General features: G+C 55.3%; 20 protein-coding genes. 17 read left to right on the forward strand and 3 right to left on the reverse strand.

Annotated elements, in window-relative coordinates; translation table 11 throughout:
• The first annotated feature begins 372 nt into the window (after positions 1-372).
• A complete protein-coding gene (gene rluC, locus ACTJJ1_RS03205; protein WP_004943036.1) occupies positions 373-1,335 on the forward strand; it encodes a 23S rRNA pseudouridine(955/2504/2580) synthase RluC in 963 nt (320 codons plus the stop codon).
• Between the two features lie 15 nt (positions 1,336-1,350).
• Here rluC and ACTJJ1_RS03210 read toward each other — a convergent pair whose 3' ends face one another.
• Positions 1,351-1,932, reverse strand: a complete 582-nt coding sequence (locus ACTJJ1_RS03210) for a Maf family protein (RefSeq protein ID WP_122289529.1) — start codon at positions 1,930-1,932, stop codon at positions 1,351-1,353.
• Between the two features lie 141 nt (positions 1,933-2,073).
• Between ACTJJ1_RS03210 and yceD the strand changes: the two genes are divergently transcribed.
• The 15 genes from yceD to ptsG all read left to right on the forward strand — a co-directional run bounded on the left by yceD (position 2,074) and on the right by ptsG (position 15,150).
• Positions 2,074-2,595 (forward strand): 23S rRNA accumulation protein YceD, encoded by a 522-nt coding sequence (yceD, locus tag ACTJJ1_RS03215; protein WP_004943040.1) that lies wholly within the window; start codon positions 2,074-2,076, stop codon positions 2,593-2,595.
• A 16-nt stretch (positions 2,596-2,611) separates the two neighbouring features.
• Entirely contained in the window at positions 2,612-2,779 is a 168-nt protein-coding gene (gene rpmF / locus ACTJJ1_RS03220) for a 50S ribosomal protein L32 (RefSeq protein ID WP_004943042.1), read from the forward strand.
• 11 nt (positions 2,780-2,790) lie between these two features.
• Positions 2,791-3,825, forward strand: a complete 1,035-nt coding sequence (gene plsX / locus ACTJJ1_RS03225; protein WP_020453780.1) for a phosphate acyltransferase PlsX — start codon at positions 2,791-2,793, stop codon at positions 3,823-3,825.
• Between the two features lie 6 nt (positions 3,826-3,831).
• Positions 3,832-4,785, forward strand: a complete 954-nt coding sequence (locus ACTJJ1_RS03230) for a beta-ketoacyl-ACP synthase III (RefSeq protein WP_004943045.1) — start codon at positions 3,832-3,834, stop codon at positions 4,783-4,785.
• Positions 4,786-4,801: 16 nt separating this feature from the next.
• Positions 4,802-5,731 carry an ACP S-malonyltransferase gene (gene fabD, locus ACTJJ1_RS03235; RefSeq protein ID WP_004943046.1) on the forward strand — a complete coding sequence of 310 codons (930 nt, stop codon included), beginning with the start codon at positions 4,802-4,804 and terminating at the stop codon, positions 5,729-5,731.
• Positions 5,732-5,742: 11 nt separating this feature from the next.
• Positions 5,743-6,477 (forward strand): 3-oxoacyl-ACP reductase FabG, encoded by a 735-nt coding sequence (fabG, locus tag ACTJJ1_RS03240; RefSeq protein WP_004943047.1) that lies wholly within the window; start codon positions 5,743-5,745, stop codon positions 6,475-6,477.
• A gap of 154 nt (positions 6,478-6,631) precedes the next feature.
• On the forward strand, positions 6,632-6,868 hold the full coding sequence (gene acpP, locus ACTJJ1_RS03245; protein ID WP_004719003.1) for an acyl carrier protein: 237 nt from the start codon (positions 6,632-6,634) through the stop codon (positions 6,866-6,868).
• Positions 6,869-6,950: 82 nt separating this feature from the next.
• Positions 6,951-8,192 carry a beta-ketoacyl-ACP synthase II gene (gene fabF / locus ACTJJ1_RS03250; protein ID WP_004943048.1) on the forward strand — a complete coding sequence of 414 codons (1,242 nt, stop codon included), beginning with the start codon at positions 6,951-6,953 and terminating at the stop codon, positions 8,190-8,192.
• 182 nt (positions 8,193-8,374) lie between these two features.
• Complete coding sequence (locus tag ACTJJ1_RS03255) at positions 8,375-9,091, forward strand: SDR family oxidoreductase (RefSeq protein ID WP_421416267.1); 717 nt, start codon at positions 8,375-8,377, stop codon at positions 9,089-9,091.
• A 29-nt stretch (positions 9,092-9,120) separates the two neighbouring features.
• Positions 9,121-9,918, forward strand: coding sequence for an aminodeoxychorismate lyase (pabC, locus tag ACTJJ1_RS03260; protein WP_062792794.1), 798 nt, complete (start codon positions 9,121-9,123; stop codon positions 9,916-9,918).
• Positions 9,919-9,931: 13 nt separating this feature from the next.
• Positions 9,932-10,957: an endolytic transglycosylase MltG gene (mltG, locus tag ACTJJ1_RS03265; protein ID WP_004943051.1), complete on the forward strand. Its 1,026-nt coding sequence runs from the start codon at positions 9,932-9,934 to the stop codon at positions 10,955-10,957.
• Positions 10,947-11,582 (forward strand): dTMP kinase, encoded by a 636-nt coding sequence (gene tmk, locus ACTJJ1_RS03270; RefSeq protein ID WP_006324672.1) that lies wholly within the window; start codon positions 10,947-10,949, stop codon positions 11,580-11,582. The genes mltG and tmk overlap by 11 nt, the downstream gene beginning before the upstream one ends.
• Complete coding sequence (gene holB / locus ACTJJ1_RS03275; RefSeq protein WP_006324673.1) at positions 11,582-12,589, forward strand: DNA polymerase III subunit delta'; 1,008 nt, start codon at positions 11,582-11,584, stop codon at positions 12,587-12,589. Before tmk ends, holB begins: the two co-directional genes overlap by 1 nt.
• 14 nt (positions 12,590-12,603) lie before the next feature.
• The gene (locus tag ACTJJ1_RS03280) at positions 12,604-13,380 is read left to right on the forward strand and encodes a metal-dependent hydrolase (RefSeq protein WP_004943056.1); all 777 of its coding nucleotides are present in this window, start codon (positions 12,604-12,606) and stop codon (positions 13,378-13,380) included.
• A 336-nt stretch (positions 13,381-13,716) separates the two neighbouring features.
• Positions 13,717-15,150: a PTS glucose transporter subunit IIBC gene (gene ptsG / locus ACTJJ1_RS03285; RefSeq protein ID WP_004943058.1), complete on the forward strand. Its 1,434-nt coding sequence runs from the start codon at positions 13,717-13,719 to the stop codon at positions 15,148-15,150.
• A gap of 56 nt (positions 15,151-15,206) precedes the next feature.
• Here ptsG and mntR read toward each other — a convergent pair whose 3' ends face one another.
• Positions 15,207-15,677, reverse strand: coding sequence for a manganese-binding transcriptional regulator MntR (mntR, locus tag ACTJJ1_RS03290; RefSeq protein WP_004943060.1), 471 nt, complete (start codon positions 15,675-15,677; stop codon positions 15,207-15,209).
• 229 nt (positions 15,678-15,906) lie between these two features.
• Between mntR and ACTJJ1_RS03295 the strand changes: the two genes are divergently transcribed.
• Positions 15,907-17,211: an Nramp family divalent metal transporter gene (locus ACTJJ1_RS03295; RefSeq protein WP_004943062.1), complete on the forward strand. Its 1,305-nt coding sequence runs from the start codon at positions 15,907-15,909 to the stop codon at positions 17,209-17,211.
• Positions 17,212-17,266: 55 nt separating this feature from the next.
• Here the strand turns inward: ACTJJ1_RS03295 and ACTJJ1_RS03300 are convergent, their stop codons facing one another.
• Entirely contained in the window at positions 17,267-17,542 is a 276-nt protein-coding gene (locus ACTJJ1_RS03300) for a hypothetical protein (protein ID WP_004943063.1), read from the reverse strand.
• Positions 17,543-17,837: the final 295 nt, after the last annotated feature.

Consider the following 17,837-nt stretch of genomic DNA (forward strand, 5'->3'; position numbering starts at 1 on the left):
TAGGGGAATAGCCTCTGATTTACGTCGACAGATCTGATTCCGTTTGCCGGCCAAGCTGCAACCCGCAGCCCGCTAATTGTTTGATTTCGCATTACGTCTTACGCCATTGCTGCGTTTTTGCGCCATCAGACAAATTTTATAATCCCACCGTTTTCCCTGTTTAACGAGAATCAACGTGGAAAGTAAACGCATTATTCCACTGCTGATGCCGTTATAGCAAGGTGACTTTTCCTTAACTGCGGAAGAAATCGCAAACGTTCAAACCGGCTTGCTGCCTTATTGTTCGCTGGGGTTTCGTCTGCAGTCAGAGAGACAGTTAAGCACAGAAAAAGAAGTGGCGCTATTTACTCGCTCTATTTAGAATCCCGCTCCATGAAAACGAACATTCCTGCAGTACAATTAATCACGATTTCTGACGACGAAGCCGGTCAGAGAATCGACAACTTTTTGCTTGCCCGCCTGAAAGGCGTGCCGAAGAGCATGATTTACCGCATCGTGCGTAAAGGCGAGGTGCGGGTTAATAAAGGACGCATCAAGGCAGAATATAAACTGGCCGCCGGCGACGTGGTGCGCATTCCGCCGGTGCGCGTTGCCGAGCGTGAAGAAGCGCCAGTCTCCGCCAAACTGGATAAAGTGGCCGCGCTGGCAGATTGCATCTTGTATGAAGACGATCACCTGCTGCTGCTGAACAAGCCATCAGGCACGGCAGTCCATGGCGGCAGCGGCCTGAGCTTCGGCGTGATCGAAGGCCTGCGCGCGCTTCGTCCCGAAGCCCGCTTCCTGGAACTGGTTCACCGCCTGGATCGCGACACCTCAGGCGTGCTGCTGGTGGCGAAAAAACGCTCTGCGTTGCGTTCGCTGCACGAGCAACTGCGTCTGAAAGGGATGCAAAAAGATTACCTGGCGTTGGTTCGTGGCCAGTGGCAATCACATTGCAAAGCGGTGCAGGCACCCTTGCTGAAAAACATTCTGCAGAGCGGTGAGCGTATCGTTCGTGTCAACAGCGAAGGCAAACCTTCGGAAACACGCTTCAAGGTGGAAGAGCGCTTTGAGCACGCAACGCTGGTCAAAGCCAGCCCGATCACCGGGCGCACCCATCAGATCCGTGTGCACACCTTGCATGCCGGGCATCCGATAGCCTTTGACGATCGTTATGGCGATCGCGAATTCGATCGCCAACTGGCGGGCACCGGGCTCAAGCGTCTGTTCTTGCACGCGGCTGCTTTGCGTTTCGAACATCCGGGTACCGGCGAAACGATGCGCATCGAAGCGCCGATGGATGAAGAGCTGCGCCACTGCCTGCAGGTGTTGCGCAAGCAGTCTCAGGGCAAATAACGCAGCCCTTTTATCCTATGCCAGCGGGTTGATGCCTTCAGCCCGCAGCATTTCCAGCAGGGCGATCAACGGCATGCCGATCAACGTATTGGGATCCCGCCCTTCCAGCTTATCGAACAGCGCAATCCCCAATCCTTCACTTTTAAAGCTGCCCGCGCAGTTGAGTGGTTGCTCAAGTCGCACGTAAGCGCTGATTTCAGCCTCGCTCAGCGTGCGGAAATGTACGTGAAAGGGTTCGCACAGTACCTGCAGATGCCTGCTGCGGCTGTTATACAACGCCAGCCCGGTATAAAAGGTGACTTTCTGGCCGCTGGCCTGGCGCAATTGAGCGCAGGCGTTCTCTTCCGTGTGCGGTTTTCCGGTGATTTTTCCTTCGAGCACGCAGACCTGATCGGATCCGATAATCAGATGTTCGGGGTAGGCGGCAGCCAGCGCCTGGGCTTTCGCCGTGGCCAATCGCAGCACCAGCGCCTCGGCGCTTTCCCCCGCCAGCGGGGTTTCATCCACCTGCGGCGCCGCGCAAAGGAAGGGCAAGTGCAGCTTTTCCAGTAGCATCTTGCGGTAGGTCGAGGTGGAGGCAAGGAGAAGTCTTTGCATAATTTTTTTCGCAAACCGTAGCGTAAATAGAGTGGGCATTTTAAACTGTCCGCCGCTGAGGAAGCGAATAATGGTGAAAGGTACCGTTTTACGGCCTTTTTCTTTGACTCTACGTCGTTACAAAGTTAATATGCGCGCCCTATGCAAAAGGTAAAATTACCCTTGACCATTGATGCGGTACGTACCGCTCAGAAACGCCTGGACTATGTTGGTTCCTATGCGCCTGAGCAGGTTACACGTGTTGCCGACTCCGTGGTCAGTGTGGACAGTGATGTTGAGGTTTCGTTATCGTTCGATATTGATAACCAACGCCTCGCGGTGATAACAGGGCATTCGGACGTTCAGGTAACCCTGATGTGCCAACGCTGTGGTGTCCCGTTCGAGCGTCATATCCACACAACATATTGTTTTAGCCCGGTCGTCAATGATGAGCAGGCTGAGGCATTACCGGGAGCGTACGAACCGATCGAAGTCGATGAGTTTGGCGAAGTCGATCTGTTGGCAATGATTGAAGACGAAATTATTCTTTCACTGCCTGTCGTCCCGTTACATGAATCTGAACACTGTGAAGTGTCCGAAGCGGACATGGTATTTGGCAAACTGCCTCCAGAGGCGGAGAAACCGAATCCATTTGCCGTATTAGCCAGTTTAAAGCGTAAGTAATTAAGGAGTAAGGTCCATGGCCGTACAACAAAATAAACCAACCCGTTCCAAGCGTGGCATGCGTCGTTCACACGATGCTCTGACCACCACCACATTGTCTGTTGATGCGACTTCTGGTGAAACTCATCGTCGTCACCACATCACTGCCGACGGTTTCTACCGCGGTCGCAAGGTTATCGGCTAAGTAGCGGTACCTTGACTCGTCTAACCCTGGCGTTAGATGCAATGGGCGGGGACTTCGGTCCCTGCGTCACAGTGCCTGCTTCATTGCAGGCACTGGCCTCTAATTTACAGCTTCATCTCCTGCTGGTCGGCGATCCCGACGCCATCTCTCCTTTACTTGCCAAAGCCGATCCGGTTCTTCTGGAGCGTTTGCAAGTCGTGCCCGCTGAATCAGTGATTGCCGGCGACGCCAAACCCTCACAAGCGATACGCGCCAGCCGAGGCACATCTATGCGCATTGCGCTGGAGCTGACCAAAAACGGCGATGCGCAGGGTTGCGTCAGTGCAGGTAATACCGGTGCGTTGATGGGCCTGGCGAAAATGCTGATTAAGCCGCTGGACGGTATTGAACGTCCGGCGCTGATGACCGTGATCCCAAACCAGCAGCTCGGTAAAACCGTAGTGCTGGATCTGGGCGCCAACGTTGAATGCGACAGCACTATGCTGGTGCAGTTTGCGGTAATGGGCGCAGTGATGGCCGAAGAGGTGGTGGGTATTGCGCAGCCCCGCGTGGCGCTGCTGAATATTGGTGAAGAAGAGACCAAAGGCCTGGATAATATCCGCGAAGCGGCCGCCGTGCTGAAAAACACCCCGGCAATCAATTATATTGGTTACCTGGAAGGCAATGACCTGCTCACCGGTAAAACCGATGTCCTGGTCTGCGACGGCTTCGTGGGTAACGTCACCCTGAAAACCATGGAAGGGGTGGTAAGAGTATTTTTATCGCTGCTGAAATCATCCGGAGACGGTGGCAAGCAGGCGTGGTGGTTAAAGTTGTTAGGCCGTTGGTTGCAAAAACGGGTGGTAAAGCGGTTCGGCCACCTGAACCCCGACCAGTATAATGGCGCATGTCTGTTAGGATTGCGCAGCACCGTAATCAAGAGCCACGGCGCTGCGAACCCACACGCGTTTGCAGTAGCAATCGAACAGGCTGTGCAGGCGGTGCAGCGGCAAGTCCCTGAAAGGATTGCTGCGCGCCTTGAAGCTGTATTACCTAAGAGTGACTGATCGTACATGTATACAAAGATTCTCGGTACGGGGAGTTATTTACCCGTACAAGTGCGCACCAATGCTGACCTTGAAAAAATGGTGGATACCTCTGACGAGTGGATCGTCACGCGTACCGGTATCCGTGAGCGCCGTATCGCTGCCGCTGATGAAACCGTGGCGACGATGGGCTTCCATGCTGCTGAAAAAGCGCTGGAAATGGCAGGTGTGGCTAAAGAAGACATCGGGTTGATCGTAGTTGCGACCACCACCTCAAGCCATGCATTCCCAAGCTCCGCTTGCCAGGTGCAGCAGATGTTGGGCATTAAAGACTGTGCGGCCTTCGATCTGGCCGCAGCCTGCGCCGGTTTTACCTATGCGTTGAGCGTGGCCGATCAGTACGTCAAGAATGGCGCGGTGAAACATGCGCTGGTGATCGGCGCGGACGTGCTGTCACGCACGCTGGATCCTGAAGATCGCGGTACCATCATTCTGTTCGGTGATGGCGCGGGTGCGGTGTTGTTGGGCGCGTCCGAAGAGCCGGGCATCCTGTCTACCCACCTGCATGCCGATGGTACCTACGGCGGCCTGCTGACGCTGCCGTTCAAGGATCGTCAGGATCCGGAGCAGCCGGCCTACGTTACCATGGCAGGCAATGAAGTATTCAAAGTTGCGGTTACCGAACTGGCTCACATCGTGGAAGAAACGCTGCAAGCCAACAATCTGGACCGCGACCAACTGGATTGGCTGGTGCCACACCAGGCCAACCTGCGCATCATCAGCGCGACGGCGAAAAAACTGGGTATGGGGATGGAGAAAGTGGTAGTGACGCTCGATCGTCACGGCAACACTTCTGCCGCCTCGGTCCCTGCAGCGTTCGACGAAGCCGTGCGTGACGGGCGGATCCAGCGCGGCCAACTGGTGCTGCTGGAAGCCTTTGGCGGCGGCTTTACCTGGGGCTCGGCGCTGGTCCGTTTCTGATTAACAGGAAGAAAAAATGACGCAATTTGCTTTTGTTTTCCCAGGTCAGGGGTCTCAGGCTCTTGGCATGTTGGCCGATTTGGCTGCGCAATTTCCGATCGTTGAAGAGACTTTCAGCGAAGCCTCGTCCGCTTTGGGCTATGACCTGTGGCAGTTGGTGCAGCAAGGCCCGGCGGAAGAGCTGAACAAAACCTGGCAGACGCAGCCGGCATTGCTGGCCGCTTCCGTGGCGATTTTCCGCGTCTGGCAGCAACAGGGCGGTAAAGCACCTGCGATGATGGCCGGCCACAGCCTGGGTGAATACTCGGCGTTGGTGTGTGCGGGCGTGCTGGATTTCCAGGCGGCGATCCGCTTGGTTGAACTGCGCGGCAAACTGATGCAGGAAGCGGTGCCGGAAGGCACTGGCGCGATGTTCGCCATTATCGGCCTGAATAACGAGGCTATCGCCAAAGCCTGTGAAGAATCCGCTCAGGGTCAGGTTGTTTCCCCGGTGAACTTCAACTCGCCGGGGCAGGTTGTCATCGCCGGCAACAAGGAAGCGGTCGAACGTGCAGGCGCGGCCTGTAAAGCCGCAGGCGCCAAGCGCTCCTTGCCGTTACCGGTGAGCGTGCCTTCGCATTGTGCGTTGATGAAGCCGGCGGCAGACAAACTGGCCGTTGCGTTGCAGGAGATTACCTTCAGCGCGCCGCAGGTCGCGGTAGTGAATAACGTCGACGTGCGAACTGAAACCGATCCAGAAGCCATCCGCAGTGCGCTGGTACGCCAGTTGTACAGCCCGGTGCGCTGGACCGAGAGCGTAGAGTTTATGGCAGCACAGGGCGTTACGTCGCTGCTAGAGGTTGGCCCGGGTAAAGTTCTGACCGGTCTGACTAAACGTATTGTTGACACCCTGACGGCGGCGGCGGTTAATGACGCAGCGAGCCTGTCAGCGGCGCTTGAACAATAAAGAGGAAAATAATGAGCTTCGAAGGTAAAGTTGTTCTGGTCACCGGCGCTAGCCGGGGTATTGGCCGGGCTATTGCAGAATCGTTTGTGGCACGTGGCGCCAAAGTGATCGGCACCGCCACCAGTGAAAGTGGCGCTGAGGCTATCAGCAGCTACCTGGGTGCAAGCGGCAAAGGGTTTGCGCTGAACGTTGTTGATGCTCAATCTATCGACAGCGTTCTGGCATCTATTCGTGCTGAATTTGGCGAAATCGACATTTTAGTGAATAATGCCGGCATTACGCGTGATAACCTGCTGATGCGCATGAAGGATGATGAGTGGCAGGATATTCTGGACACCAATCTGACTTCCGTATTCCGTCTGTCAAAAGCGGTAATGCGAGCTATGATGAAAAAGCGGTTTGGCCGGATCATCACCATCGGTTCCGTAGTTGGCACCATGGGCAACGCAGGGCAGGCTAATTACGCGGCGGCTAAAGCCGGTTTGATTGGTTTTAGTAAGTCTTTGGCACGTGAAGTTGCTTCGCGTGGCATTACGGTCAACGTCGTGGCACCTGGTTTTATTGAGACGGACATGACACGGGCGTTGACAGATGATCAACGTGCAGGCATTTTGTCATCAGTTCCAGCCAATCGGCTGGGGGATGCTAAAGAAATCGCCAGCGCTGTTGCTTTTTTAGCCTCTGATGAGGCTGGCTACATCACCGGTGAAACGTTACATGTCAATGGCGGCATGTACATGATTTAAAAAATGCGAAAACTATTTGCGTTATTTGGGGTAAAAACCGCAAAATAGCGTAAAATCGTGGTTTGACCAGCCGGGATTTAGTTGCATCTTTTTCAACATTTTATACACTACGAAAACCATCGCGAAAGCGAGTTTTGATAGGAAATTTAAGAGTATGAGCACTATCGAAGAACGCGTTAAGAAAATCATTGTTGAGCAACTGGGTGTTAAACAGGAAGAAGTTTTAAACAACGCTTCTTTCGTTGAAGATCTGGGCGCTGATTCTCTTGACACCGTTGAACTGGTAATGGCACTGGAAGAAGAATTCGATACCGAGATTCCAGACGAAGAAGCTGAGAAAATCACTACTGTTCAGGCAGCTATTGATTTCATCAACGCTAGCCAGCAGTAAGAGAACATATCTAGGCGGTCACTCGACCGCCTAAGTTTTTTCTATCCCTAGTGTCATATTTTTCCCTCCTTGGAGGACAAACGTGTCTAAGCGTCGAGTAGTTGTGACCGGACTGGGCATGTTGTCTCCTGTCGGCAATACTGTAGAGTCCACGTGGAACGCTCTTCTTGCCGGTCAGAGTGGCATCAGCCTGATCGACCATTTCGATACCACTGCCTATGCGACCAAGTTTGCTGGCCTGGTAAAGAATTTTAATTCAGAGGATTTCATCTCTCGCAAAGATGCGCGCAAGATGGATGCCTTCATCCAGTACGGAATCGCTGCCGGCATGCAAGCCATGCAGGATGCGGGGCTGGATATCACCGAGGCTAACGCCAGCCGCATTGGTGCCGCTATCGGCTCCGGTATCGGCGGCCTGGGTTTGATTGAAGAAAACCACAGTTCACTGGTTAACGGTGGCCCACGGAAAATCAGTCCGTTCTTTGTGCCGTCAACCATCGTGAACATGATTGCAGGCCACCTGACTATTATGTTCGGCATGCGTGGTCCGAGTATTTCCATCGCTACCGCCTGTACGTCAGGTGTGCACAACATTGGCCATGCCGCGCGTATCATTGCTTACAATGATGCCGACGTTATGCTGGCCGGTGGCGCAGAGAAAGCCAGTACTCCTTTGGGCGTTGGCGGTTTCGGCGCAGCGCGCGCACTGTCGACCCGCAACGAAAACCCGCAAGCGGCCAGCCGCCCATGGGATAAAGACCGTGACGGTTTCGTCCTGGGTGACGGTGCCGGCATGATGGTGCTGGAAGAGTACGAACACGCCAAGAAACGCGGCGCCAAGATTTACGCTGAAATTGTCGGCTTTGGGATGAGCAGCGATGCCTATCACATGACGTCGCCGCCGGAAAACGGTGCGGGCGCGGCGCTGGCAATGGAAAATGCTTTGCTTGACGCAGGTGTGACTACGTCACAAATCGGGTATATCAATGCGCACGGCACTTCCACGCCGGCCGGTGATACCGCCGAAACCCAGGCAGTGAAGTCGGTATTTGGCAGCGATGCGCAGCGCGTGATGGTCAGCTCGACCAAATCGATGACCGGCCACCTGTTAGGTGCGGCAGGCGCGATTGAATCGATCTTCACCGTGCTGGCATTGCGTGATCAAGCGGTTCCACCAACCATCAACCTGGATAACCCGGATGAAGGTTGCGATCTGGACTTCGTTCCGCACGAAGCGCGCCAGGTAAGCGATTTGCAGTATACGCTGTGTAACTCCTTCGGTTTCGGCGGTACTAACGGTTCGCTGATCTTCCGCAAGGTGTGACGTGTCTGCTGGCAGACTGTAAAAAACCCGCTTTCGAGCGGGTTTTTTTATGGGTTGTTTACAAGTGAAAAGATGAGTTCCGCACTTTTTTGGCTGAAAAATTAATGGAATAGGCTTTACTGGTTGAAGGTTGCCGGTAAAAGTCGGAGTAAATCCATGGTTAGACAAGCAGGAGAAAGTGTATGTTGGGCGGAAAACGTGCGTTGGTTACTGGGGGCGGGCGCGATTTTGGGCAAGCCGTGTCGGTCTGGTTGGCGCGTGAGGGCGTTGATGTGGATATCTGCGCCCGACAACTCAGTAGCGCAAGGGAAACTCAAAACATCATACGAGCCGAAGGTGGACGGGCGCAGGCTTACCAGTGCGATATTGCCGATCCGGCTTCACTTACGGCGTTTGTCGATCAACTGTTGCAGGACGACAGGCCGATCGACATTCTGGTTTTGAGCGCCGCCCAATGGCTGGAGGGGGATCTGGAGAGCAAAGATGATGCTGACGTCATCAGCACCATCAATTCCGGGCTGACGGGGAATATTTTACTGACCCGCGCACTCTTGCCCAGCCTGCGGCTTTCGGCCGGGGCTGATATTATGGTGATGGTATCGGTGTGCGGCATACCTCAGTTCATCCAGTCGAGTGCCCACCCGGCGTTTTTTGCCGCCAAGCAGGGGATCGGGGGCTTTTGCCACAACATCGCGCACCACCTGGCAGCGGAAAACATTCGGGTGACGGGTTTCTATCCGCCAGATTTTGAAATGAGCGCCCTGGATGATGGGCCAACAGAACAATCGGATCAACCCGTGCTGAACGCACGTTCGATCTGGGAAACGATGCGTTTTGTGTTGCAGCAGCCGCGCAGTTGCCACATTAACGCCATCCACTTCCAGGGGCCTTGCCGCTAGCGCCGGCATAACGAGGAGAGTGTGGAAATATGTACTGGATTAACGGACAACAGCACGATGCGTTAGCGCCAAGCGATCGCGGTTTGCAGTTCGGTGATGGCTGTTTCACCACTGCCCGGGTTATCGACGGCAGAATCGAGCTGCTTCCCTGGCATATCGAACGCCTGCAACAGGCAGCGCAGCGGCTGATGATGCCGCTCACTGATTGGGGCGCTCTTGAAAGTGAAATGGCGCGTGCGGCAGAATCTATCCCGCTCGGCGTGGTCAAAGCGATACTGACGCGCGGCAGCGGCGGACGAGGTTACAGCCCGCAGGGGTGTGAAAATCCTACGCGCATTGTCTCTCGCAGCGCTTATCCCACGCACTACCTGTCGTGGCGTGAACAGGGCATCAGCCTGGCGCTCAGCCCGGTGGCACTGGCGCGTAATCCGTTGCTTGCGGGGCTTAAGCATCTGAACCGTCTGGAGCAAGTGTTGATCCGCGCGCATCTTGACCAGACGGCCGCCGACGAGGCGCTGGTGCTTGACACTGCCGGTATGCTGGTGGAATGCTGTGCGGCTAATTTATTCTGGCGTAAAGGAAAAGCGGTATTTACGCCCGATCTGAGCCAGGCCGGCGTGGCTGGGTTGATGCGTCGAAGGGTGATTGAGCTGCTGGCGGGCAGTGAATATTCGCTGCATTACGTCAGCGAGCCGCCGGCCACTCTTGCAGACGCCGAAGAAGTACTGGTGAGTAACGCGCTGATGCCGTTGCTGCCGGTAAATACAGCGCAATCATGGCGTTATCACTCACGCCAACTCTATGATTTTTTGCGTCCACACTGTTAACGATGGCTGATTGATGAAGAAAAGAAAGCTGAAGGTCGTTTCTCTTATTGTTGTTCTGGTGTTGGCCCTGCTGTGCTGGGGTTACCAGAAAGTTGAACGCTTTGCTGATACGCCATTGGCGATCCAGCAGGAAGCCATTTTTAAACTGCCTGCGGGTACCGGGCGGGTAGCGCTGGAAGGCTTGCTGGTACGCGACAAGCTGATCCGCAACGGTGCCTGGTTCCCGTGGTTGCTGCGCCTGGAGCCGCAACTGGCAGAGTTCAAGGCCGGCACTTACCGCTTTACGCCGGGAATGACGGTGCGCCAGATGCTTAAACTGTTGGCCAGCGGTAAAGAGGCACAGTTCAGCGCGCGTTTTATCGAAGGGTCGCGCCTGCGTGACTGGCTGTTGGTGTTGCAGCAGTCGAAATACCTCAAACATACGCTGGCGGGCAAAAGCGAAGCGGAAATCGCCGTGGCGCTGGGCCTGCCGGAGGACACTCATCCGGAAGGGCGCCTGTACCCGGATACCTATCTGTATACTGCCGGCATGAGCGATATCGCGTTGCTTAAGCGTGCTCATCTGCGCATGATCAAGACGCTGGAAGCCGCCTGGCAAAGCCGCGATACCAGTTTGCCCTACAAGACGCCGGAAGATTTGCTGACTATGGCTTCAATAGTCGAGAAGGAAACCGCGGTACCGGAAGAACGCACCAAGGTGGCTTCGGTATTTATTAACCGCCTGCGTATTGGCATGCGCCTGCAAACTGACCCAACGGTGATCTACGGCATGGGCGACGCCTATAATGGCAATATTACCCGTAAAGATCTGGAAACGCCGACGCCGTACAACACTTATGTGATCAGCGGCCTGCCGCCGACACCGATCGCCATGCCGGGCCAGGCTTCTTTGGAAGCCGCCGCCAATCCGGCGAAGACGCCTTATTTGTACTTTGTCGCCGACGGCAAGGGCGGCCACCAGTTTACCACTAACCTGGCAAGCCATAATCAGGCGGTGCGCGCCTATCGCCAGGTGCTTAAGGAAAAGAATGAAAAGTAAATTCGTGGTTATCGAAGGGCTTGAGGGCGCGGGGAAAACCACCGCGCGCGATACCGTGGTCAACGTACTGCGCGAGCACGGCATTAACGACATTGTCTTTACGCGCGAACCCGGCGGCACTCCGCTGGCGGAAAAGCTGCGGGATCTGTTCAAACGCGGCATAGACGGTGAACTGCCGACTATCAAAGCCGAAGTGCTGATGCTGTATGCAGCCCGCGTACAACTGGTAGAAACCGTCATCAAACCGGCGCTGGCGCGTGGTGCCTGGGTGGTCGGCGATCGTCACGATTTGTCATCGCAGGCCTATCAGGGCGGCGGTCGTGGTGTAGATCAACAACTGATGGCTTCACTGCGTGACACCGTCTTGGGGGATTTCCGCCCGGACCTGACGGTTTATCTGGATCTGCCGCCGCTGGTTGGCCTGCAACGCGCCCGTGCACGCGGCGAGCTGGATCGTATTGAGCAGGAAGCGCTGCCGTTCTTTGAACGCACTCGCTCGCGCTATCTGGAGTTGGCGGCGCAGGACGATTCTATCGTCACCGTCGACGCTTCCCAATCGCTGGAACAGGTGACGGCGGCTATCCGCCGTTGCCTCAGCCAATGGCTACAGCAGGAAGGCGTGTAATGAACTGGTACCCGTGGCTGAACACGCCTTACCGTCAGTTGGTCGGGCAATATGCCGCAGGCCGTGGTCACCATGCGCTGTTGCTGCATGCTGCCGCCGGCAATGGCGACGAGGCGCTGGCCTATGGCCTGAGTCGCTGGTTGATTTGTCAACGGCATAACGGCGAGAAAAGCTGCGGCGAGTGCCACAGCTGCCGGCTTATGCTGGCGGGCAACCATCCGGACTATCACGTATTGACGCCGGAGAAGGGCAAAAGCAGCCTGGGGATTGAACCTATCCGCCAGGTGATCGAAACCCTTTATTCCCACGCCCAGCAGGGTGGCGCCAAGGTTATCTGGTTGCCGCAGGCGGAACTGCTGACTGAAGCGGCCGCCAATGCCCTGTTGAAAACGCTGGAAGAGCCGCCGGAAAAAACCTATTTCCTGTTGAGCTGCCGCGAGCCTTCACGGTTGTTGGCGACATTGCGCAGTCGCTGTTTCTATTGGCATCTCGCCAGCCCGGATGAGCAACTCAGTTTGCAGTGGTTAAACCGGCAAATGCCGGGCAATCCGGTGGATCTCCTCACTGCGCTGCGGCTGCATGATGGTGCGCCGCTGGCTGCCGAACAACTGCTGCAACCCGAGCGTTGGCAGCAGCGCGGCGCTCTGTGCGCAGCACTGAATGCCGCCTTGCCGCAGCATGACATGCTGTCGCTGTTGCCGGTGCTGAATCATGAAGACGTGGCGGAGCGGCTGCACTGGCTATGCGCATTGCTGGTGGATGCCATGAAGTGGCAGCAGGGCGCGGCGAGCTTTGCGCTTAATCAGGATCAGCAACCGCTGGTACAGCAATTGGCCAGCCAACTGAGCGGCACCTCGCTGCAGCAAGTGGTACAGCAATGGCTTAACTGTCGCCATCAGTTGCTTAACGTAACCGGCGTCAATCGCGAGCTGCTGCTGACCGAACGATTACTCAGTTGGGAGCAGATGCTCGGCGCTACCGGCTATTTTCATCCTCATTCGTTGTAAAAGAGTTAACTATTATGTTGTTAGTAGATTCGCATTGTCATCTTGATGGCCTGGATTACCAAACGCTGCACCAAAACGTGGATGACGCCCTGGCAAAAGCCAAGGCGCGCGATGTCGGTTACGTACTGGCCGTCGCCACCACTTTACCGGGGTATCAGGCCATGACGCAGTTGATCGGCCCGCGCGATGACGTGGCGTTTTCCTGCGGCGTTCACCCGCTCAATCTTGAGGGCGGTTACGATTACGCCGAGCTGCGTCGTTTGGCGGCGGCAGATCAGGTAGTGGCGCTGGGAGAGACCGGGCTGGATTACTTCTATCAGAAAGACAATCTCGAGCTGCAGCAAGCGTCATTCCGTGAGCATATCCGCATTGGTCGTGCGCTGAACAAACCGGTGATCGTGCATACCCGCGACGCGCGTGAAGATACGCTGGCGATCCTGCGTGAGGAGAATTCGCAGGACTGCGGAGGCGTGCTGCACTGTTTTACCGAAGATATCGCCACCGCAGAAGCGTTGCTGGATCTGGGGTTCTATATTTCCTTCTCCGGCATTTTGACCTTCCGCAATGCGGAGCAACTGCGCGAGGTGGCGCGTTACGTGCCGCTTGATCGCATTCTGGTGGAGACCGATTCGCCGTACCTTGCCCCGGTGCCGCATCGCGGCAAAGAAAACCAACCTGCCTACGTGCGTGATGTGGCTGAATACATGGCGGTATTGAAGGGCGTGAGCCTGGAAACGCTGGCCGAAACCACTACCGCCAACTTTTCACGCTTATTTCACATCGAACTATAATCCTTGGCCTAGGCTTAGCTGTAGTCATTGATGTTGGGATTTTTTTTAAGCTCGTAATTAATCGCTGAAACGGGTAATGTTCCCACCCGTTTTATGGCGGTGGCTGGGCGTTTTTTTGTCTTTTTTGATAAAAAATAGCCGATTTAAGAAAAATACCCGGCTTTGTTCATCGAAACGTGACTGCCATCAAACATTGCGCAGGCTATTTATTTTACTCTGCGTAAAAATTCAAGGGGTGCTCAGACACCCTGAATTGCAGGGGTTTTTCTCCCCCCCTTGCAGCGCGAAGAATCGCGAGAAGTAGCAAAGCACTATTACTCAGGAGCACACTCAACTATGTTCAAGAACGCATTTGCAAACCTGCAAAAAGTAGGTAAGTCGCTAATGCTGCCGGTTTCCGTATTGCCTATCGCAGGTATTCTGCTGGGCGTCGGTTCCGCCAACTTTAGCTGGCTACCTACGGTAGTTTCTCACGTGATGGCGGAAGCCGGCGGTTCAGTTTTCGCCAACATGCCGCTGATTTTCGCTATCGGTGTTGCCCTGGGCTTCACCAATAACGATGGTGTATCTGCGTTAGCTGCGGTAGTGGCTTACGGCATCATGGTGAAAACCATGGCGGTGGTTGCACCTTTGGTTCTGCACCTGCCGGCTGAAGAAATTGCGGCTAAACACCTGGCGGATACCGGTGTGCTCGGGGGGATTATCTCCGGCTCCATCGCGGCCTATATGTTTAACCGCTTCTTCCGTATTCAGTTGCCTGAATACCTGGGCTTCTTTGCCGGTAAGCGGTTTGTGCCGATTATCTCCGGCCTGGCGGCGATCGTTCTGGGCGTAGTTCTGTCCTTCATCTGGCCGCCAATCGGTACGGCTATCCAGACCTTCTCCCAATGGGCTGCTTATCAGAACCCGGTAGTGGCGTTTGGTATCTACGGCGTGGTTGAACGTGCGCTGGTGCCGTTTGGTCTGCACCATATCTGGAACGTACCTTTCCAAATGCAGATCGGTGAATACACCAACGCGGCCGGCCAGGTATTCCACGGCGATATCCCGCGTTACATGGCGGGTGACCCGACTGCGGGTAAACTGTCCGGTGGCTTCCTGTTCAAAATGTACGGTCTGCCTGCTGCCGCTATTGCCATCTGGCATTCAGCCAAGCCGGAGAATCGCGCAAAAGTCGGCGGTATCATGATCTCCGCTGCGTTGACCTCGTTCCTGACCGGTATCACCGAGCCGATCGAGTTCTCCTTCATGTTCGTTGCGCCGATCCTGTACGTAATCCACGCCATTCTGGCTGGCCTGGCGTTCCCGATCTGTATCCTGTTGGGTATGCGCGATGGCACCAGCTTCTCGCACGGTCTGATCGACTTTATCGTGCTGAGCGGTAACAGCAGCAAGATCTGGTTGTTCCCAATCGTGGGTATCATCTACGGTCTGGTGTACTACACCATCTTCCGCGTGCTGATTGCCAAACTGGATCTGAAGACGCCTGGCCGTGAAGACACCGTTTCCGAGCAGGTCGCTCAGGGCGGTTCTGAAATGTCTGCGGCTCTGGTTCAGGCCTTTGGCGGTAAAGATAACATCACCAATCTGGATGCCTGCATCACCCGTCTGCGCGTTAGCGTGGCGGACGTGAGCAAGGTTGACCAGCCTGGTCTGAAAAAACTGGGTGCTGCCGGCGTTGTTGTTGCAGGCTCAGGCGTTCAGGCTATCTTTGGTACCAAATCTGACAACCTGAAAACCGATATGGACGAATACATCCGTAATCACTAATTCAGGCTGGGGAGCTTTGAGGGAGGCGAAAGCCTCCCTTTTTTATTGGCGAGGATTTATTTCCCGGCGTGGCTTTGCAGAAAACGTTCAAACACCGCCAGGGTGTCGCTAGAAATGTGATGCTCAATCCCTTCGCTGTCCAGCTCCGCCGTTTCAGTCGGCACCCCGAGGCACACCAGCAGATCGACCACAATACGGTGCCGGCGGCGCACCTGCTGCGCCAGTTGTTCACCTTCTTCGGTCAGAAAGACCCCGCGATACGGGCGTGACTCTACCAGTCCGGCACTCTTCAGCCGCGCAATGTTCTTGATCGCAGTAGGGTGGGAAACGCCAAAGCGGCGGGCGATGTCGGTGGTTCTGGCTTCGCGAGTGGTCAGCAGCAGATCGGCAATCAGTTCGACGTAATCTTCGATCAACGCATTCGACTGCGCTTCACGGGCGCGGGTAAAGCGCAGGGCGTGCTCAGCCTCATCCGGCATTTCAGCCAAGGTGGGGCGTTCGGCGTTATCTGACGCGCTTGTTACCATATTCTGAGACGTCCTTTATAGGTTAAGCCAGTGAGTTCCAGACTAATGGAATCCTGCCCTACGTTAGTCTAATAGCGACGCATTATCAATTCAGCCGCCGTACTCAATGACAATAAGAAATATTTGTACACAAAGGTAAAGTATCTTCCATTTTGCATAAAGTGTAGCCGATGCTACATTGCTCTGAGTATTGGGTGAAAAATAACCAGAATAACATTGAGGGTAAAATATGCGTGAGGCGGCAACCACCACATCGTTAACCGAACGGACCAATACGGCGATTGGTAACGCACTGGCCGGGCGCAAGCGCGGCGCGTTTACGCCGCTATTGTTCGCCGGGCCGGCGGTGATTGCCTCCATTGCCTACATGGACCCCGGTAATTTCGCCACCAATATTCAGGCCGGTTCAAAATACGGTTACAGCCTGTTGTGGGTAGTGGTGATGGCCAATCTTATTGCCATGCTGTTCCAGGCGCTGTCGGCCAAGCTGGGCATCGTCACCAACCGTAACCTGGCGGAAATGTGCCGCGATCAATTCTCGCGCCCGGTGGTGATCGGCATGTGGCTGCTCAGCGAGGTGGCGGCAATGGCCACGGATCTGGCGGAGTTTCTGGGTGGGGCTATCGCACTCGCCTTGCTGTTCCATATGCCGCTGTTGGCGGGGATGGGCGTAACGGCGGTGATTACCTATGCATTATTAATGGTAGAAAAGAAAGGTTTCCGCCCGGTTGAGCTGATGATTGGCGGGCTGGTGGCGATCATTGCCCTGTGCTATCTCGCCGAGATGTTTATCGTGCCGGTCGACTGGCTGGCGGCGGGCACCGGCATGGTAACGCCACAGTTGCCGGATGCGCAGGCATTGACCATTGCCGTCGGTATTATCGGTGCCACCGTAATGCCGCACGCCATTTTCCTGCACTCGGGTCTGACCCAGCACCGTACGCCGGCCAGTAACAACGGCGAACGTCGCAAGCTGCTGCGTTTTTCCAATATCGAGGTGGTGATCGCGCTGGCGATAGCCGGGTTGGTGAATATCGCCATGGTGATTATGGCTTCCAGCGCCTTTCATGCCGGTAACAGCGACGTGGCGGAGATCGGCACGGCGTACCATACGTTGACTCCGCTGTTTGGCGCCGCCGCCGCCGGGATCTTCCTGATGTCACTGATAGCATCCGGTATTTCAAGCTCGGTGGTGGGCACCATGGCGGGCCAGATGATTATGCAAGGGTTTGTCGGTTTCCGTATCCCTGTATGGGTGCGTCGGCTGGTGACCATGATCCCGGCGTTTATCGTGGTGGCGTTAGGGGTTAATGCGACGGACGCGTTGGTCTACAGCCAGGTGGTGCTGAGCCTGGCGCTGCCGGCGCCGATGATTGCTCTGGTCATGTTTACCCGCCGCCGCGACATCATGGGCGAGTTTGTGAACAGCCGCCTCACCAGCCTGGTATCGATCATTGGCACGGTGATTATCATCCTGCTCAACATGGTGCTGCTGCTGCAGACGTTCGGCGTCACCATTCCCGGTCTGGGCTGATTGATAAGCCGTGCGTTTGTTACGGTCACGGCTTGTCTCCTCTCTATAGCTCGCGTTAAGGCATCGTTTTCGGTGCCGAGTTTTGACCACCGGTCAGGGCCTTCTCATCGTTGGAAATGCTGCCGGTATTAGCCGCCCATACGCCTTCTTGCGTTTTGGTCACCTGCTGGTGGCCGGCATTCAGGTTCTGGCCGACGGCGGCGATATGGTTGGATTCTACGTCGCCGGTATTTTTTGCCCAAGGGATGCTTTGATCGCCGGCTTGGGCGATGCCGCTAAACGCCATCGGTATCACCAGCAGCGCGGCATGAATGAAGGTTTTGATTTTCATGATCTCAATGTCCGTTGATGCATAGGGTACGGTAAATCCGTGCCATAGCGATTCAGGGAAAAGCAATTGAGGGTGGGGGATTACCTAAGGTCAGTCTGATTGCGGCTGGCGGTCTGGGATCCGCACTACGCCCTGTATATTCAGTGTAGGACGGGTTGTCAGTGACCATCAGCAGGCGGATGTAAATGAAGCCCATGAGTTATATCAGTGCATGTAAAAATGTTACCTTGGAAATAATTACTACGCTTATTATATAGGCGTTTTCAGGATACCTAAGCCGACAGCCATCCTTCAC

Origin of the sequence: Serratia sp. 22264 (assembly GCF_052045345.1) — a bacterium.
GTDB lineage: Bacteria > Pseudomonadota > Gammaproteobacteria > Enterobacterales > Enterobacteriaceae > Serratia > Serratia plymuthica.

Bases quoted from the DNA above. Each gene is read 5' to 3' on its own strand.
- rluC (WP_004943036.1), top strand. From the start codon at position 373: ATGAAAACGAACATTCCTGCAGTACAATTAATCACGATTTCTGACGAC.
- ACTJJ1_RS03210 (WP_122289529.1), bottom strand. From the start codon at position 1,932: ATGCAAAGACTTCTCCTTGCCTCCACCTCGACCTACCGCAAGATGCTA.
- yceD (WP_004943040.1), top strand. From the start codon at position 2,074: ATGCAAAAGGTAAAATTACCCTTGACCATTGATGCGGTACGTACCGCT.
- rpmF (WP_004943042.1), top strand. From the start codon at position 2,612: ATGGCCGTACAACAAAATAAACCAACCCGTTCCAAGCGTGGCATGCGT.
- ACTJJ1_RS03230 (WP_004943045.1), top strand. From the start codon at position 3,832: ATGTATACAAAGATTCTCGGTACGGGGAGTTATTTACCCGTACAAGTG.
- fabD (WP_004943046.1), top strand. From the start codon at position 4,802: ATGACGCAATTTGCTTTTGTTTTCCCAGGTCAGGGGTCTCAGGCTCTT.
- fabG (WP_004943047.1), top strand. From the start codon at position 5,743: ATGAGCTTCGAAGGTAAAGTTGTTCTGGTCACCGGCGCTAGCCGGGGT.
- acpP (WP_004719003.1), top strand. From the start codon at position 6,632: ATGAGCACTATCGAAGAACGCGTTAAGAAAATCATTGTTGAGCAACTG.
- ACTJJ1_RS03255 (WP_421416267.1), top strand. From the start codon at position 8,375: ATGTTGGGCGGAAAACGTGCGTTGGTTACTGGGGGCGGGCGCGATTTT.
- pabC (WP_062792794.1), top strand. From the start codon at position 9,121: ATGTACTGGATTAACGGACAACAGCACGATGCGTTAGCGCCAAGCGAT.
- mltG (WP_004943051.1), top strand. From the start codon at position 9,932: ATGAAGAAAAGAAAGCTGAAGGTCGTTTCTCTTATTGTTGTTCTGGTG.
- tmk (WP_006324672.1), top strand. From the start codon at position 10,947: ATGAAAAGTAAATTCGTGGTTATCGAAGGGCTTGAGGGCGCGGGGAAA.
- holB (WP_006324673.1), top strand. From the start codon at position 11,582: ATGAACTGGTACCCGTGGCTGAACACGCCTTACCGTCAGTTGGTCGGG.
- ACTJJ1_RS03280 (WP_004943056.1), top strand. From the start codon at position 12,604: ATGTTGTTAGTAGATTCGCATTGTCATCTTGATGGCCTGGATTACCAA.
- ptsG (WP_004943058.1), top strand. From the start codon at position 13,717: ATGTTCAAGAACGCATTTGCAAACCTGCAAAAAGTAGGTAAGTCGCTA.
- mntR (WP_004943060.1), bottom strand. From the start codon at position 15,677: ATGGTAACAAGCGCGTCAGATAACGCCGAACGCCCCACCTTGGCTGAA.
- ACTJJ1_RS03295 (WP_004943062.1), top strand. From the start codon at position 15,907: ATGCGTGAGGCGGCAACCACCACATCGTTAACCGAACGGACCAATACG.
- ACTJJ1_RS03300 (WP_004943063.1), bottom strand. From the start codon at position 17,542: ATGAAAATCAAAACCTTCATTCATGCCGCGCTGCTGGTGATACCGATG.